The sequence below is a fragment of the Streptomyces sp. SID13031 genome, from assembly GCF_010548305.1.
Taxonomy (GTDB): domain Bacteria; phylum Actinomycetota; class Actinomycetes; order Propionibacteriales; family Kribbellaceae; genus Kribbella.
Genome location: NZ_JAAGLV010000003.1, coordinates 1 through 15567 on the forward strand (window position 1 = coordinate 1; position 15567 = coordinate 15567).

The following is a 15567-nucleotide window of genomic DNA, read 5'->3' on the forward strand; positions in this document are numbered from 1 at the left end:
CGTAACCGAAACCCCCGCATCCACCAACCGCAACAACGCATCACCGTGACACTCAAAGTCCTCCACAAACGACATGGCCGCCGCAACTCCTCAAATCAAGGTGTTGCGACGACCATGAGAACCCGCCGTAGTCGGGGGCCCTCAGTCAGCTGGCGAAGAGTTGGGTGTCAGCTGGTGGCGGGTCAGCTGAGTGCGGCGGCTTCGGCCTGTTCGGCTCGTAGGGAGCTCTGCAGGGAGGAGTGCAGGATCTTCAGGGTGCTGGCGGACTGCATCAGCGCCTCGCGCTCGTCCGGGTTGCGGTTGGCGAGCGTGGTGATCTCGTGGATGCTCGCCTCGATCCGGGCGATCCGGTCGGCGACGGTGCCCTCACCGCTGCTGGCCCGGCGAACCGCCTCGGAGGTGACGGTCCAGACGTCTTCCTTGTCGTTGGTCCGCCGGGACAGGTCGACCATCTGGCCGAGCGCGGCCAGATCGCTGTCGATCTGCGCGCGCTCCACCGGCGTGGTGATACCGGCCGTCCCCTGCCGCAGCCGGGTGACGTGACCGGACAGCTCCGACCAGCTGCACTTGCCGCTCTTGATCTTGTCCAGCACCTTCGTGTACTCGGTGTTGAACTCGTCGTAATTCACGATCCTTGACTCCTGCCGTTCGTGGGTCGACCAAGACTGTAAGGCGTGCGGACCCGAAACACGGTAACCACACGATCGCAGATCGTGAACGTGTCGGCCAAATTGCAACCTTCGGCCGGGTGAAAACAAAAGCCGCCTGGAACGTGAACGCGTTCCGGGCGGCTTTGTTACTCCGGGATCACCCGGAGATTGTGTCAGTCAGGTCAGGCGACCCGGTTGGAGGCCGAGTTGAAGGTGTTGCAGCGGTTCACGTAGGTCTTCGTGCTGGCCGCGTAGAAGCCGGCCGTCGACCACCAGTTGTGGTTCGCGATCGAGCCGTGGTCACGGACGCCGCCCGGCTGGTCGCCGGAGTGCGAGACGACGTACTTCCACTGCGTGTAGAGACCGCCGGACATCGGGTAGTAGCGCTTGCTGGCGCCGAGCATGGCCGAGCCGAGGCACGAAGCCTGCAGCTCACGGCGACGGCTCTCCTCGAGCTTCGCGGCCAGCGTGGTGAAGGCGTACTGACGGCTCCAGGAGGCGCTGAGGATGCCGCTCTGGTACTGAACGTGGTGGCCGTACTCGTGCGCCAGCGTGTTGGTCGCGTAGGCCCGGGCGTAGGTCGGGCTCTGCTTCCACAACGACGCGATGTAGCCCCACGGGATGTAGATCTCCGACGCGGCGCCGTGCCCGCAGAAGTACGAGGTCGGCGAGCTGATCACACCGCAGTAGGTGGTGGCCTTGGTGTTGTAGATGATCAGCGTCGGCTTGTTCTTGTAGTTGTAGCCGGCCGCGTTGAGGGTGGGCGCCCAGGCCTGCCACATGCAGGTCAGCAGTTGCTGGTCGTAGGCCTTGACGCCGGCCGCGGTCCGCAGCGAGACGTTGACCTCCTTGCACTTCGACGCCATGATCGCGCCGGTGTTGTACAGCTTGTTGAAGCGAACGATGTTGGTGTTCGAACTCGCTGCCTTGGCCGTCGCCTGCTGGCCTTGAACCGCGACCTCGGCGGGCTTGCCCTGGACGGGCGCCGGGACACCGCCAGAGGTCTGGACGGCCTGCGCCGGCATTGCCAGGGCTGCGAACCCGGCGACGGCGGCGACGCCGGCCAGAACACGCAGTTTCTTGCTGGAGAGGTTGACCATAGCTCCACTCTCGGTGAATCGGGGGACCTTGCGGTGTCCATCCTGGGTGACCATGAGGTTCATCCGGACGTGAACACGGGACTCGGACGCTACCGATCGCGAGGAAGTTCCGCTAATCGGAGATTTTCGTACCGAGGAAGGCCAACTGCCCATCCAGCATGCGCCGCCAGTAACCGTTCGTGTGCGCTCCGGCCTGGATTCCACCGTCCGCACCGAGCTCGCCGCGCAGGTCCCGTACCGCCCCGGCAAACGGATCGTCGCGCCCACAATCGATGCGCAAGGCAACATCTTTGAGATCGGCGGCGCGGCCGAACACCTGGTGCTGCTGGAAATCGTCCGGCCCGTCATAGGCGCCGGCCGCGGCCTGGGAAGCCTTGTGCCACAGGGCCGGACTCATCGCCCCGGCCGCCGCGACCCGCGTCGCGCCTTGCTCGGCCGCGAGCAGCAGAGCCCCGTAGCCACCCATCGACCAGCCCAGCACGCCGAACCGCTCGGTCCGCAGGCCGCGTTTCTTCAGCAAGGGAAGGAATTCCGCCATCAACATCCGCTGCGGGTCGTCACCGGATGCGCGCCGATGCCAGTAGTTGTCGGGCCCACCGTCGACGGCTGCGAGCGCGAAGGGCACAGTACCGGCCTGTACTGCGGCTGTGAGGTAGCGGTCGGCGTTCAGGTCGTTGATGGACGACGTGTGGTCTCCACCACGTCCGTGCAGCATCAGGACGACCGGCAGTGCGGCGTCGGGTTGCTGGCCGTTTGGATAGATCACTGACCAGCCGACCTTGGTACTACGTGCAGCCGACTCGAAGCTGCCCGACTCGACCGGGCCGGGCTCAACGTCAGGCGCGACGCCGTCGTCACCAGTCAGGCCCAGTACGTCGTGCAGCCGCGTGCGACCCGGTACTGCGCCCGTCTCCACCAGGCCGACCGCTGCGACCCCTGCGACGCCGGCCGCTGCTCCGGTGAGCAGGAAGGTACGGCGGGACAGCGAACGCGTCATGAGCGCATCATCGCCGCGTCAGGGGTGCATCAGCACATCAGCGCAGCAGCTGGGCGACCACGACGACGACGGCGAGTACGGCGGCGATGGCCAGCTCGGGCACGGCCCAGGTGGTGACGATCCCGGCGTCGGCGGAATCCTTTCCGCCGTACAGGTCGATGTGGTGGTCGACCCGGCCGACGACGAACTCGGCGCGGGACATCGAGGTCTCCGTCTTGCGCTTGCGGGTGCCCGCGCGTTCCTTACGGATGTCCCGCATCACCAGCTGGACACCCGGGCAGCGCAGCCGCCGGTCCGCGGTGTGGATGCGCAGGATGTCGGTCACATCCGCCTCGGTGATCATGCTCCACGGCACGACGTGGTTGCGAACGTGGTTACGGATCAGCAGGCTCTCGGGGCGGAGCGTGACGGACGGGCGGAACAGGCCGACATACGAGGCGACCATCAGCAGGGCGATCACGGCGGCGACCTCGAGACCGCCGAGCGTGCGCCACTCCACCGCGATGTCGACCTGGCCGGCCACGCCGATCACCATCACGATCACGGCGGTGATCCGGTTCGAGGCGGACAGGTACTGCTCGTTCTCCGAGACCTTCGCATTCACCCGGACAACGTAGCCGCAAGCTGTCCACAGACCCAGAATCGGGCGGGCCGAAACACGATTAGACTGCCAAGGGTGACCACTACCGACACTGGCGTCGACAGTCTCGCCGACGTGACCTCGTCCGAGGACCGGCTGCGCCGGTTCCTGCTGGGCCTGCCGGGCGTCGACCAGGTCGGCGCCGAAGCCCGGGCCGCCGCCCTGAGCACCCGGTCGATCAAGACCACCGCCAAGGCGTACGCGCTCGATCTGGCCATCCAGATGATCGATCTGACCACGCTGGAGGGCTCGGACACCCCGGGCAAGGTGCGCGCGCTCTGCGCGAAGGCCAAGCGCCCGGATCCGGCCGACCCGACCGCGCCCTCGGTGGCCGCGGTCTGTGTCTACCCCGACCTGGTGGCCACGGCGAAGTTCGAGCTGCGCGGTACCGGGATCAACGTGGCCAGTGTCGCCACCGCCTTCCCCAGTGGGCGTTCCAGCCTGGCGATCAAGGTGCAGGACACCAAGGACGCGGTCGCCTCGGGTGCCGACGAGGTCGACATGGTGATCGACCGTGGCGCGTTCCTGTCCGGCCGGTACGGGCTGGTCTTCGACGAGATCTCCGCGATCCGCGAGGCTGCCGGTGACGCGCACCTCAAGGTGATCCTGGAGACCGGCGAGCTGGTCACCTACGACAACGTCCGGCGCGCTTCCTGGCTGGCCATGCTGGCCGGCGCCGACTTCATCAAGACCTCCACCGGCAAGGTCTCCCCCGCGGCGACCCTCCCGGTGACGCTGGTGATGCTGGAGGCGGTCCGCGACTACCACGAGTCGACCGGGCTGCACATCGGCGTCAAGCCGGCCGGCGGGATCCGGACGGCGAAGGACGCGATCAAGTACCTGGTCACCGTCAACGAGACGGCCGGACCGGACTGGCTGGACCCGGAGCTGTTCCGCTTCGGCGCGTCCAGTCTCCTGAACGACCTGCTGATGCAACGCACCAAGCTGGCCACCGGGCACTACCCGGGCCCCGACTACTTCACGCTGGACTGAGGGCATTGAGCAGATTCGAGTACGCACCCGCGCCGGAGTCGCGCGCGATCGTCGACATCAAGTCGTCGTACGGGTTGTTCATCAACGGCGCCTTCACCGAGGCGACCGACGGCAAGCCGTTCAAGACGGTGAGCCCGGCGTCGGAGGAGGTGCTGGCCGAGGTCAGCGAGGCCGGTCCGGCCGACGTCGACCGCGCGGTGAAGGCTGCGCGCAAGGCCTACGAGAAGGTCTGGGGCCCGATGGCGGGCCGCGACCGGGCGAAGTACCTGTACCGGATCGCCCGGCTGATCCAGGAGCGGTCGCGCGAGCTGGCCGTGCTGGAGTCGCTCGACAACGGCAAGCCGATCCGCGAGTCGCGTGACGTCGACCTGCCGCTGGTGGCCGCGCACTTCTTCTACTACGCGGGCTGGGCCGACAAGCTCGAGTACGCCGGCGCCGGTGCCGACCCGCAGCCGCTGGGCGTCGCCGCGCAGGTGATCCCGTGGAACTTCCCGCTGATGATGCTGGCGTGGAAGATCGCGCCGGCGCTCGCGGCGGGCAACACCGTCGTGCTGAAGCCGGCCGAGACGACGCCGCTGACCGCGCTGGCCTTCGCGGAGATCTGCCAGCAGGCCGACCTGCCGCCGGGTGTGGTCAACATCGTCACCGGCGCCGGCCGGACCGGGCAGGCGCTGGTCGAGCACGAGGGGGTCGACAAGGTCGCCTTCACCGGCTCGACCGCGGTCGGTCGCGCGATCGCCAAGTCGGTCGCCGGCACGGACAAGAAGCTGACGCTGGAGCTCGGCGGCAAGGCGGCGAACATCGTCTTCGAGGACGCGCCGATCGACCAGACGATCGAGGGCATCGTCAACGGCATCTTCTTCAACCAGGGCCACGTCTGCTGCGCCGGTTCGCGGCTGCTGGTCCAGGAGAGCGTGTACGACGAGGTACTGGCGCGACTGAAGCGCCGGATGTCGTCACTGCGGATGGGTGACCCGCTGGACAAGAACACCGATATCGGCGCGATCAACTCGGCCGAGCAACTGGCCCGGATCCGCGAGCTGTCGCAGATCGGCGAGGACGAAGGCTCCGAGCGCTGGTCGCCCGAGTGCGAGCTGCCCACCCAGGGCTTCTGGTTCCCGCCGACCGTCTTCACCGGCGTCTCCCAGGCGCACCGGATCGCCCGCGAGGAGATCTTCGGGCCGGTGCTGTCCGTCCTGACCTTCCGGACGCCGGCCGAGGCGGTCGAGAAGGCGAACAACACGCCGTTCGGGCTGTCCGCCGGGGTCTGGACCGAGAAGGGCTCGCGGATCCTCTGGATGGCGAGCCAGCTCCGGGCCGGCGTCGTCTGGGCCAACACGTTCAACCGCTTCGACCCGACCTCGCCGTTCGGCGGCTACAAGGAGTCGGGGTACGGCCGCGAGGGCGGCCGTCATGGTCTGGAGGCCTACCTTGCCCACTAAGGACTCGTCGCAGCGCCTGGATGTGCGCAAGACCTACAAGCTGTACGTCGGCGGCGCCTTCCCGCGCAGCGAGTCGGGCCGGTCGTACGTGGTTTCCGATGCCAAGGGCAAGTTCCTGGCGAACGCCTCGCAGGCCTCCCGCAAGGACGGTCGCGACGCGGTCGTCGCCGCCCGCAAGGCGTTCGGCGGCTGGTCGGCCCGGACCGCGTACAACCGTGGCCAGGTGCTCTACCGGATCGCCGAGGTGATGGAGGGGCGGCACGAGCAGTTCAGCTCCGAGGTCGCCTCGTCCGAGGGCTTGTCGATCAGCAAGGCGCGCGCCGTCGTCGACGCCTCGATCGACCGCTGGGTCTGGTACGCCGGCTGGGCCGACAAGCTGGCCCAGGTGGTCGGCTCGAGCAACCCGGTGGCCGGACCGTACTTCGACTTCTCCTTGCCTGAGGCAACTGGTGTGGTCGCGGTGCTCGCGCCGCAGGACTCCAGCCTGCTCGGCCTGACCAGCGTGATCGCGCCGGCGATCGTCTCGGGCAACACGGTCGTCGCCGTGACGTCGTTCGAGCGCCCGTTGCCCGCGGTGACGTTGGGCGAGGTGATGGCGACGTCCGACGTACCGGGTGGCGTGGTCAACATCCTCACCGGCTCGGCCTCGGAGATCGGCCCGTGGCTGGCGTCCCACTCCGACGTCAACGCCATCGACCTGGCCGGCATCAGCGACCACGAAGAAGCGACGGCGCTGGAGGCTGCCTCGGCGGAGAACCTCAAGCGGGTCCGCCGCCCGGCCGAGGAAGACTGGACCGAGTCGCCGGGCCTCTCCCGCCTGACGCAGTACCTGGAACTGAAGACGGTCTGGCACCCGATCGGCCTGTGAGGGCTGGGATCGATCGGCCGGTGAAGGTTGGGCGCGCTGGTGATGCTGCTGTGGAGCGGGGACCGAAATCGGGGCGCTTTCCGGACCGGCACTCTTGTAGTTTGAGCGCATGTTGTTCGCGCGGAAGCTGGTAGCCGGGGATCGGGTAGCCATCGTCTCGCCCTCGGGCGGGTTGCCGGAGATCTTCCCGGGGCCGCACGAGCTCGGCCTGGAGCGGATCCGGGAGTTCGGGCTGGAGCCGGTGGAGTATCCGACGACGCGGAAACTGGGCACGACGCCGCAGGAGCGCGCTGCCGATCTTCATGCTGCCTGGAGTGATCCGTCGATTCGTGCGGTGATCTCCTCGATCGGTGGGGACGATCAGATCACGGTGCTGAAGCATCTTGATCCGGACGTGTTCCGCGCCGACCCGAAGCCGTTCTTCGGGTACAGCGACAACACCAACCTGCTCAACTACCTTTATTCGCTGGGGATTCCGGCCTATCACGGGGCTTGTGTGATGGTTCAGTTCGGGCGGGGTGGCGCGATGCATCCCGACACCGAGCGGTCGGTGCGGGCCGCGCTGTTCGGCTCCGGCGAGTTCGAGCTGACGCCGGCCGCCGGGTGGACGGATCAGGATCACGACTGGGCCGTACCGGAGAACCTCGCGTCGGAGCCGCCGCTGTTCCCCTCCACCGGGTGGAGCTGGTACGGCCCGCGGACGCCGGTGAGCGGGCGGCTGTGGGGTGGTTGCCTGGAGATCATCGACTGGCAACTCGGCGCCAACCGCTGGATGCTGCCCGTCGAGGAGTACTCCGGGGTGCTGTTCCTGGAGACCTCCGAGGACCAGCCATCCGCCGACCAGGTCTATTGGATCCTGCGCAACCTCGGCGAGCGCGGACTGCTGGCCCGGTTCGACGCCGTCCTCTGGGCCCGCCCGAAGGCGTCATCGCTCGACCGTCCGTCGACGCCTGCGGAGTCAGCCGCTTACGTCGAGGCGCAATACGGTGCCGCCCGCCGCGCGCTCGCGGAGTACAACCCCGATGCTGTGCTTGTCACAGGCGTCGACATCGGCCACACCGACCCGCAACTGGTCATCCCCTACGGCGGTACCGCAAGCATCGACCCGGCGGCTCAGCGCATCTCGGTCATTTACTGATGTTGGCGTCGGCTGCGCTTGCGCGAGCCCGGGCTTCCGGGGTGTAGGCGTCGCCGAAGTCGTCTGCCTCGAAGATCTGGCGCAGATCGACGCCGCGCGAGTTGCCCATGTCAGCCTCCAAGCAGCGCGAGGCCCACTCGATCGCCTCCTGTTTCGAGGCCACCTGGATCAGGCAGTAGCCGGCGATCAGCTCCTTCGTCTCGGCGAAGGGGCCGTCGACGATGTGACGCTGACCGTCCCGCACCTCCAGCCGGATCGCCTTGGAGCTCGGGTGCAGCCCGTCGCCGCCGAGGAGCACCCCCGCGGCCGCCATCTCGGCCATCAGCGAGGTCATCGCGGTGATGCTCTCCTCACTGGGCATCTCGCCGTTCTCGTACTCCTCGGTCCCGCGAAACGTCATCATGAAGCGCATCCCCCCATCATGCCCGCCACACAGTCCCACCCACCCCGCCCGCCCATGCGCCGTCCCACCACCCCTTAGAGCACCGCGTAGTCACCGGCCACGCCACATCCGCCCACCTTGTGCACGACGTGAGCATCCCGGCGCCGGGGATCCACTCAGGTGGTGCACAAGGTCGCGAGAGGGGCGGGCCGGCGCGATGGGCGCCGGTGCGATGGGCGCCGGTGCGATGGGTGCCGGTGCGATGGGTGCCGGTGCGGCGGGTTGGTGGCTGGGTGGTGCGCGGGTCAGCGGATTTGGGTTTTGGTGAGGGCGGGATTCGGGTCGGGGTAGCAGGCGATCGGGGACTTGATGGTGATGAACTTCCACTTGATGGTGGCCTGGAGGTTGAGGCCGGGGTTGTCGAAGCTGGTGCCCTGGAGCTTGGTTTCGATCACGCGGCCGCGGGCGCCGGCCTTCAGGCGGACCGATAAGGACGGCAGTTGGTACGACGCTCCGCCGGGCACCGGGCCGCCGACGCGGACGGTCAGCACTCCGCCGTTGCGTTCGAGCGTCGGAGTGGAGTTGAGGCCTGATCCGCCGGTGAGGTACGCGCTGACGAACGAGGTGTTGGCCGGGACCGGGATCCGAAGCGAGAGGTCGCGCACCTCTTTGAGCTTGAACCCCTTGACCTCACCGGGCAGCGAACCCGGCTTGAGGTCCACAGCGACGGTGAACCGCTGGCCGGCATGCACCGTCGCCGGCGCCTTCGCGTCAACACCTTGCCGGAGGGAGAAGGTGTGCCGGCCGAACTTGGCGTCCGCCTGGCAGGCGTAGCTCGCGGTGGGCGCCGCCGCAGCCGCAGTACCGGCGGCTGGTACCGAAAGCAGTAGAGCGATGCTGAGGATTGATGACTTGCGCAACCACATCTTGATGCAGTGAGTAGCCATACAACTACCCTATGTGATCATCGGCCGAAGAGGAACCAGCCTCCGGCGCCCGCGAGCACGAAGAGGACCGGCAGCGCCCCGAGCAGCCACCCGCGGCGGCTCCGGCGGGCCTTAGCCGGCTGCGCGACCGTCGTACGGACCTCGTCTTCCTGGCTGAAGGTCGTGCGCTGGGCGGCGAGCAGCGGGGCTTCCTGCTCCAGGCGGTAGGCCTCGGCCTCCAGGCGCTCGGCCAGGGTGTCCGCGCGGCTCCAGCGGTCGCCGACGCGGAAGGCGAGCGTCCGGGCGAGGATCTCGTCGATCTCGCCGACCGAGTCGTGCAGCAGCGGTTGCAGGCTCGGCGGGTTGCTGTCGGGGTCGCGGGAGATCACGTCGGTGATGGACGAGGCCGCGAACGGCGGCCGACCGGTCATCAGCGCATAGGTCACCGCGCCGACGGCGTACACATCGGCGCGTTCGTCGAAGCCACCGTCACCGCGTCCTTGCTCCGGAGCCATGTACGCCGGGGTGCCGACGGCCTGCGTCAGCCCTGACGCCTCCGCGGCGCGTTTCGCCAGGCCGAGGTCGGCCAGCACGATCCGGTGCGTGCCGCCGCCCGACTCGAGCCCTTGGGAAGGCCGGAGCAGCAGGTTCGCGGGGGTGATGTCGCGGTGGACGACGCCCTCGTCGTGGAGTGCCGCGACGGCCCGGGCCAGGTCTGCACCCCACCAGAGCGCGTCGACCGGATCGAGCGGCCCATGGGCCAGCACTTCGGCGAGCGAGCCGCCGGGGACGAAGTCCATCACGAAGTACGGGCGTCCGTCGGGCAGTTGCCCGAGGTCGAAGACGCGCACGACCCGGTCGCTGGCGATCCGGCGCATCAGCCGGGCCTCCGACAGGAAACGCTCGCGAACGTCCGCGCGGGACGCCCAGTTGTCGGCGAGCACCTTCACGGCGACATCCACGTCGAGGTCGTCGTCATACCCTCGCCAGACCGTCGCGAAAGCGCCTGCGCCGATTTTCGACTGCAGCCGGTACCGTCCGATGACATCCATCCCGGGCTATTGTCGAGCACTGCAGGGATCAAGGCGAACACATAACGCCATGGCGAGTGCCGTCGTTGCGAGCTGGGAGAGAATGAACGAGGAACTGGAAGGCCTCGCGGCCCGCGCGGCAGGCGGTGACGAGAGCGTCATTCCCGAGTTGCTGCAGGCGATCCGGCCGCAGGTACTGCGGCGCGTCGCGAAATTCCTGCCCTTCCGGGAAGACGCCGAAGAGGCCGCGCAGGACACGCTGCTGACGGTCGCGACCAAGATCCACACCTTCAAGGGCACCGGCAGCTTCGCCGGCTGGCTGACCGTGGTGGCGACGAACTGCGCACGGCAGACCTACCGCTCGCTCAAGCGCCGCGCCGTCGAGCAGTCGGCCGAAGTCCTGCCCGAGTCGGTCGACCCACGCACCACCTCGGTGATCGCCGGCTCCCGCCTGGACCTCCTGGAAGCCCTGGAGTCCCTAGAGGCGAACCACCCCCAACTGGTCCAGCCCCTGGTCCTCCGAGACCTAGGCGCGATGACGTACGCCGAGATCGCCGAAGAGCTCGCAGTCCCCCTCGGCACCGTCAAGGCCCGCATCCACCAGGCCCGCAAACAAGTAGCCGAGCACCTCACCATCCGCTGACCAACGCCAGCCGCGCACGTGCCGGCCCCGGGCGACTTGCGCCCGGGGCTTCGTAGTACCGGCTAGCGGAGGCCCTGGCGTTGGGCGCCCGGGTCGATGGTGTTGGTCCTGGTTTGGGCGACTGCTGGGTTGACCGTGACACCCATCCACTTCTGCAAGATCTGGGTGGCTTCGGTGCGCTGGGCTGCCGGCAGGCCGCCGATGCTGGAGCCGTGGTTGCCGTTCGGCTGGGTGTACCAGTGCGAGTCGCGGGTACCCCGCCCCGGCTCGAACTTCTCCGCGCTCCACGGATCGTTCTCGCCGTAGACGAACAGCAGCCGCTTCCCCGACGTCTTCAGCCACAGATCCACGTCGGCCATCGCGAACGGCTCATGCTTCGGCTCGATCGCATCCGGTACTCCGGCCGGCGCGTCGCCCGCCTCGCGGTAGTGCAGCAACCCCTTCAGCCAGGTCGTCTTGCTCGCCACGTCCGGCCAGTTCAGCTGCTGGGTCGCCTGGAAGTAGTACGGGATGTAGTCCGCGATGCCTTCGTCGGAGTAGAACGACCAGCCCGAGATCAGGTCGATGAAGTCGAACAGTTGCTGGTCGGTCGCCGCAGCGGTGCCCGGCACCTCCGGGCAGCTGTCCTGCGTGCTGTACTGCCAGAAGGCGAACGGCGTGTCCAGCACGGCCGCTTCGAGCGCCCGGTCGGCCGACCCGAAGGTGTCCTCGTAGGTCAGCCCGTTCTGCGCCGCGAACTCCTTCAGCTTCGCCACCATCGCCGGCCTGCGCAGCAACGTGTTCCGCTGCAGGTTGCGCAGTGCGAGGTTGCAGGCCGGGTCGGTGCCGGCGTCCTGGATGAAGCCGACGTACGAGTCGCGCCGGTTGTCCACGTCCTGCGGTGCGACGTAGGCGACGGTCGCGTCCACGTCGTTCGGGTAGAACCTGCGGTGGTACACGGACGTCATGCCGCCCTTGCTCGCTCCGGTGGACACCCACTTACCGGAGTACAGGGCTTTCTTGAACGCCTGGACGATCTCGTGGTGGTCGGTCGCCGCCTGCCAGATGTTGAGCTTGGACCAGTTCTTGCTGGCCGGCGTGGAGGTGTTGAAGAAGCGCTGCTCGACGTTCAGCTGGTTGCCGTCGACGAGGCGGGTCGGCTCCGCGGTGAACGCGCCACCGACACCGCCGTACCCAGTCGTGTGCAGCACTGTCGGCCGGTCGAAACCGCGGTGCCAGAGCGTGACGCGTTGCTCGAACTTCTCGCCGCGAGCCTGCTTATGATTGGCCAGTTTGTGATCAGCGGCCTGGGTGTACCAGAGGACGAAGAACGGCTTGCCACCCACGACGCTGCTGCGCTCGATCCGCAGGCCGGGGATCGTCTGCAGCTTCGCCGTCACCTCGGCGACAGGATCGGCAACTGGTGCTGCGGCAGTCTGTACTGCGGGCGCAGCCGCCGCTGTGGTGACCACAGATCCCGCGATCAGGGTTGCAGCCAGGGCTGAACGGATGAACCGGCGCACGGTCGAACTCCTAGGTGTGGGCGACACTCCTGCAGAGCCTAAGCGCCGCCACCGACAACCGCGACCCCCTTGACAACGGGGTACCGTGCGGGCCAGGGGCTCTAGTCCAGCCCGTAGGTACGTCGGACGGCGAGTGCGCGGCGCAGGTCGTCGGTCTGGTCGGCACTGGTGCGGCGGATGCTCGGGGCAACCGTCTCGTCGGCGATCAGAGCCTCGGCTTGGCGGACCGCTGCCTCGTCCACGGCGAACCTCGGGAAGATCCGGGCCACCGTCATCGCGACGGCCATCCCGGCACGGATCTCGCCCGTGTGCGCGATCTCGGTGAAATACCGCTCGACGTACGGCGCCGTCAGCTCGGCCTGAGCGGGATCCCAGAACCCCTCGCAGGTAGCGAACAACTCGCTCACACCGACCGACCCGTCCGTCATGATCCGCTGCCAGGCCGCTTCCCTGCCGTCAGCGGTAGCGGCCAAGCATCGGGCCGCCTGGACGGCACCTTCCGTCGAGCGGTCCTCTGCCAGCTCGGCCTCGACCTCCTCCTTGCCGTAGGCGCCCAGCTGGATCAGGCGTAGTACAAGAGACCACCGGAAGTCCGTGTCCACCTGCAGGCCTTCGGGAACGTCGCTGCCGTCCAGCCAGCACTGCAGGAGCTTGGCGTCGTCAGTGGTCGCTACTAGGCCGCGGGTGATCGCCAGCTGGAGGCTGCTGCCGGCAGGGGTCTCGGCGAGCCTCGCCGTGAGCGCAGCGGCCGCCTGGCCGCGATACGGGTCCTGCGGCAAGTAGGCGCCGAGCAGGCGATCCTCCAGCCAGCGCAGGAGGGAGCCGACGGCGATGTCGCTGTCCTCGGACTGGATGGCTTCGAGCAGGATCGCGAGCGCCTGCCGCGGATCGAGCTCGGCGTCGGTGACGGCGTCCCGGATGCTGTTCCAGATCACCGCGCGCGTGGTGCCGTCGGCGATTTTCGGCAGTACTGCGGGGAGGTTGGCCAGGCTGGTCGCGTCGAGGCGGATCTTGGCCCAGGTGTCGTCGGCCGCGTCGGGCACGATCACGGCCGCCAACGGATCGAGATCCACGTCGACGACCTCTTGGTCGAGCAGCACCTGCACAGAGGTCGCGCGGCCGCTTTCGTCGTACGCGCCGACGGTCAGCTTGTGCGGGCGGTTGGCGGGGTGGTCCGCCGGCGTACTGCGGTGCAGCCTGATCCCCGTCGCGGTACGCTCGGCGCTGATCGTGTCCAGGCCCGCCGTCCGCAACCACTGCTCGGACCAGTTGGGCAGGTCCTCGGCGCCGGCCTCGGTGAGCTTGGCGATGAACTCGTGCAGATCCGCGTTGCCGAACTCGTGCGCGTCGATGTGCGCGTTGACGCCTTTGAGGAAGACCTCGTCACCGAGGTACGCCGCGAGCTGCTTGAGCACTGCGGCGCCTTTGGCATAAGAGATCCCGTCGAAGTCGTCGAGCGACTGGCGGGCGTCCTTGCCGGGCTCGGCGGCGACCGGGTGGGTGGAGGTCCGCTGGTCGGCCTGCAGCCCCCACCACTTGCGCACATAGGCGAAGTCGATCCAGTGACCTTGGTGATCGGTGACGTCGTGCGAGACGCGGTTCGCCATGTACTCGGCGAACGACTCGTTCAGCCAGAGGTCGTTCCACCACTTCATCGTGACCGCGTCGCCGAACCACATGTGGGCCATCTCGTGCACGACGATCCGGGCCCGGAGACTGCGCTCCGCATCCGTCACCGTGGACCGGAAGACCAGGCTGTCGGCGAACGTCACGCAGCCTGGGTTCTCCATCGCGCCGAGGTTGAAGTCGGGTACGAAGACCTGGTGGTACTCGCCGAACGGGTAGCGGTAGCCGAACAAGCGGTGGTACTCGTCGAAGGCCTGCGCGGTGACGGTGAAGAGGTCGTCCTTGTCCTTCTCGAGGTGTTCCTTCAAGCTCTGCCGGCACGCGAGGCTGAGCGGGATGCCGTCATGCTCGTTCTTGATCACGTGGTACGGCCCGGCGACCAGCGTCACGAAGTACGTGGAAAGCGGTTTGGTCTCTTCGAGTTCCCAGCGGCCGGGCGCGGTTCGGATCGCGGCGCCGTTGCCCAGGACGATCCACTCGTCGGGGCATTTGACCGTCATCGTGTACGACGCTTTGAGGTCCGGCTGGTCGAAGCATGCGAAGTACCTCGGCGCCGACTCCAGCGACGACATCCCGTACAGGTAGACCCTGCCGTCGCCTGCGTCGACCGACCTTTGCAGACCTTCCCCGTCGGCCGAATACCTCATCACCGCATCGACCACGAGCTCGTTGTCTGCCTGCAGCCCGTCGAGCCACAACCGCCCGTCGTCCAGCCCGCGGGTGTCGACGCTGCGGCCGTTGAGCGTCACCGCGGCGAGCTCCTGCGGCTTCACATCCACGAACGTCCGCTCATCGGTCGCCGAGAACCGGATCGTGCTGACGGCCCGGAACACCTCGTCCCCAACGGTCAGATCGAAAGCGATCTCGTACGAGCGGACGGTGAGGGTGGCGGCCCGGGTACGGGCTTCTTCCACAGTGAGAGCGGGCATGCCCCCGACGCTACCTAACCCGGCGGCAGCCCGCGCCGCTCACGCTCGTGGCGCAGGTACAACCCGGCCGCCGTCGACACACTGGTGAACAACCAGACGCCGACCCCCGCATCGTCCGCGATCCCGATGATCGGCAACAGATCGGGAAGGATGTCGATCGGCGAGATCAAATACACCAAACCCACCAACCACAAGGCCTTCTGGCCCCCCGAAACTCCCCCATACCCCTCCGCCTTGGCAGCCCGCAACAACCGAGGCAAGGCCCGAGCCCGCTCGAACACATCCCCCACCGGCACCGGCTCGCCCCGCGCAACCTTCCGCTTCCACTTCGCCCGCCTGAGCAACCCGAGCCCGGCAACCACGGCCCCGATCACCAGGAAGGTGCCCCCGATCCCGGCAGCCGGAATCCCGATCACCTCACCGTCGCGAAACACCAGGGTCGCCAGACCCACCAACCCCAGCAGCCCACCAAAGAACACCATCCACCAACCGTAGCCGTCCCCCGGCGCCTACGGACGGACCTCGGACCAAAGCGCGGAACGGATCATGGTCAACACCTGGAAAGCCTCAAAGGCTACGGTGGCCGAGGTGCCGTGCGTCTCTCGGCAGAGGTTGCCTGGCGCAACATAGACCTGACGCGCTTTCCGTCACCCGGCTGCGATTGATTGGATGCGAGTGGCGTGAACAGACGACAGACTTT

At 67.8% G+C, this 15567-nt stretch carries 15 protein-coding genes; 5 read left to right on the forward strand and 10 right to left on the reverse strand.

Annotation, left to right across the window (positions count from 1 at the left end):
* Positions 1 to 182: 182 nt before the first annotated feature.
* The 4 genes from G3I17_RS07305 to G3I17_RS07320 form a co-directional block, all read right to left on the reverse strand.
* Positions 183 to 629: a hypothetical protein gene (locus G3I17_RS07305; protein WP_164595163.1), complete on the reverse strand. Its 447-nt coding sequence runs from the start codon at positions 627 to 629 to the stop codon at positions 183 to 185.
* Between the two features lie 203 nt (positions 630 to 832).
* On the reverse strand, positions 833 to 1750 hold the full coding sequence (locus G3I17_RS07310; protein WP_164595164.1) for a neutral zinc metallopeptidase: 918 nt from the start codon (positions 1748 to 1750) through the stop codon (positions 833 to 835).
* A 112-nt stretch (positions 1751 to 1862) separates the two neighbouring features.
* Entirely contained in the window at positions 1863 to 2747 is an 885-nt protein-coding gene (locus G3I17_RS07315; protein WP_164595165.1) for an alpha/beta hydrolase-fold protein, read from the reverse strand.
* A 37-nt stretch (positions 2748 to 2784) separates the two neighbouring features.
* The gene (locus G3I17_RS07320) at positions 2785 to 3351 is read right to left on the reverse strand and encodes a PH domain-containing protein (protein WP_164595166.1); all 567 of its coding nucleotides are present in this window, start codon (positions 3349 to 3351) and stop codon (positions 2785 to 2787) included.
* A gap of 72 nt (positions 3352 to 3423) precedes the next feature.
* On the opposite strand from G3I17_RS07320, the gene deoC reads away from it, so the two are divergent.
* The 4 genes from deoC to G3I17_RS07340 all read left to right on the forward strand — a co-directional run bounded on the left by deoC (position 3424) and on the right by G3I17_RS07340 (position 7828).
* Positions 3424 to 4380 (forward strand): deoxyribose-phosphate aldolase, encoded by a 957-nt coding sequence (gene deoC / locus G3I17_RS07325; RefSeq protein WP_164595167.1) that lies wholly within the window; start codon positions 3424 to 3426, stop codon positions 4378 to 4380.
* Between the two features lie 5 nt (positions 4381 to 4385).
* On the forward strand, positions 4386 to 5822 hold the full coding sequence (locus tag G3I17_RS07330; RefSeq protein WP_164595168.1) for an aldehyde dehydrogenase family protein: 1437 nt from the start codon (positions 4386 to 4388) through the stop codon (positions 5820 to 5822).
* The gene (locus tag G3I17_RS07335; RefSeq protein WP_203589883.1) at positions 5794 to 6690 is read left to right on the forward strand and encodes an aldehyde dehydrogenase family protein; all 897 of its coding nucleotides are present in this window, start codon (positions 5794 to 5796) and stop codon (positions 6688 to 6690) included. Before G3I17_RS07330 ends, G3I17_RS07335 begins: the two co-directional genes overlap by 29 nt.
* Positions 6691 to 6799: 109 nt before the next feature.
* Positions 6800 to 7828, forward strand: a complete 1029-nt coding sequence (locus G3I17_RS07340; protein WP_164595170.1) for a S66 peptidase family protein — start codon at positions 6800 to 6802, stop codon at positions 7826 to 7828.
* On the opposite strand, the gene G3I17_RS07345 is transcribed toward G3I17_RS07340, so the two are convergent.
* The 3 genes from G3I17_RS07345 to G3I17_RS07355 form a co-directional block, all read right to left on the reverse strand.
* Entirely contained in the window at positions 7818 to 8231 is a 414-nt protein-coding gene (locus tag G3I17_RS07345; protein WP_203589884.1) for a YciI family protein, read from the reverse strand. The two genes, G3I17_RS07340 and G3I17_RS07345, sit on opposite strands and share 11 nt — an antisense overlap.
* A 284-nt stretch (positions 8232 to 8515) precedes the next feature.
* Positions 8516 to 9157 carry a hypothetical protein gene (locus G3I17_RS07350; RefSeq protein ID WP_164595172.1) on the reverse strand — a complete coding sequence of 214 codons (642 nt, stop codon included), beginning with the start codon at positions 9155 to 9157 and terminating at the stop codon, positions 8516 to 8518.
* 17 nt (positions 9158 to 9174) lie between these two features.
* Positions 9175 to 10188 (reverse strand): serine/threonine-protein kinase, encoded by a 1014-nt coding sequence (locus G3I17_RS07355; protein WP_164595173.1) that lies wholly within the window; start codon positions 10186 to 10188, stop codon positions 9175 to 9177.
* 82 nt (positions 10189 to 10270) lie between these two features.
* On the opposite strand from G3I17_RS07355, the gene G3I17_RS07360 reads away from it, so the two are divergent.
* A complete protein-coding gene (locus tag G3I17_RS07360; protein ID WP_203589885.1) occupies positions 10271 to 10810 on the forward strand; it encodes an RNA polymerase sigma factor in 540 nt (179 codons plus the stop codon).
* A gap of 62 nt (positions 10811 to 10872) precedes the next feature.
* On the opposite strand, the gene G3I17_RS07365 is transcribed toward G3I17_RS07360, so the two are convergent.
* The 3 genes from G3I17_RS07365 to G3I17_RS07375 form a co-directional block, all read right to left on the reverse strand.
* A complete protein-coding gene (locus tag G3I17_RS07365) occupies positions 10873 to 12312 on the reverse strand; it encodes a S28 family serine protease (protein ID WP_164595175.1) in 1440 nt (479 codons plus the stop codon).
* A gap of 101 nt (positions 12313 to 12413) precedes the next feature.
* Positions 12414 to 14867 (reverse strand): aminopeptidase N, encoded by a 2454-nt coding sequence (gene pepN, locus G3I17_RS07370; RefSeq protein WP_164595176.1) that lies wholly within the window; start codon positions 14865 to 14867, stop codon positions 12414 to 12416.
* A gap of 14 nt (positions 14868 to 14881) precedes the next feature.
* Positions 14882 to 15349 carry a YkvA family protein gene (locus tag G3I17_RS07375; protein WP_164595177.1) on the reverse strand — a complete coding sequence of 156 codons (468 nt, stop codon included), beginning with the start codon at positions 15347 to 15349 and terminating at the stop codon, positions 14882 to 14884.
* Between the last annotated feature and the right edge of the window lie 218 nt (positions 15350 to 15567).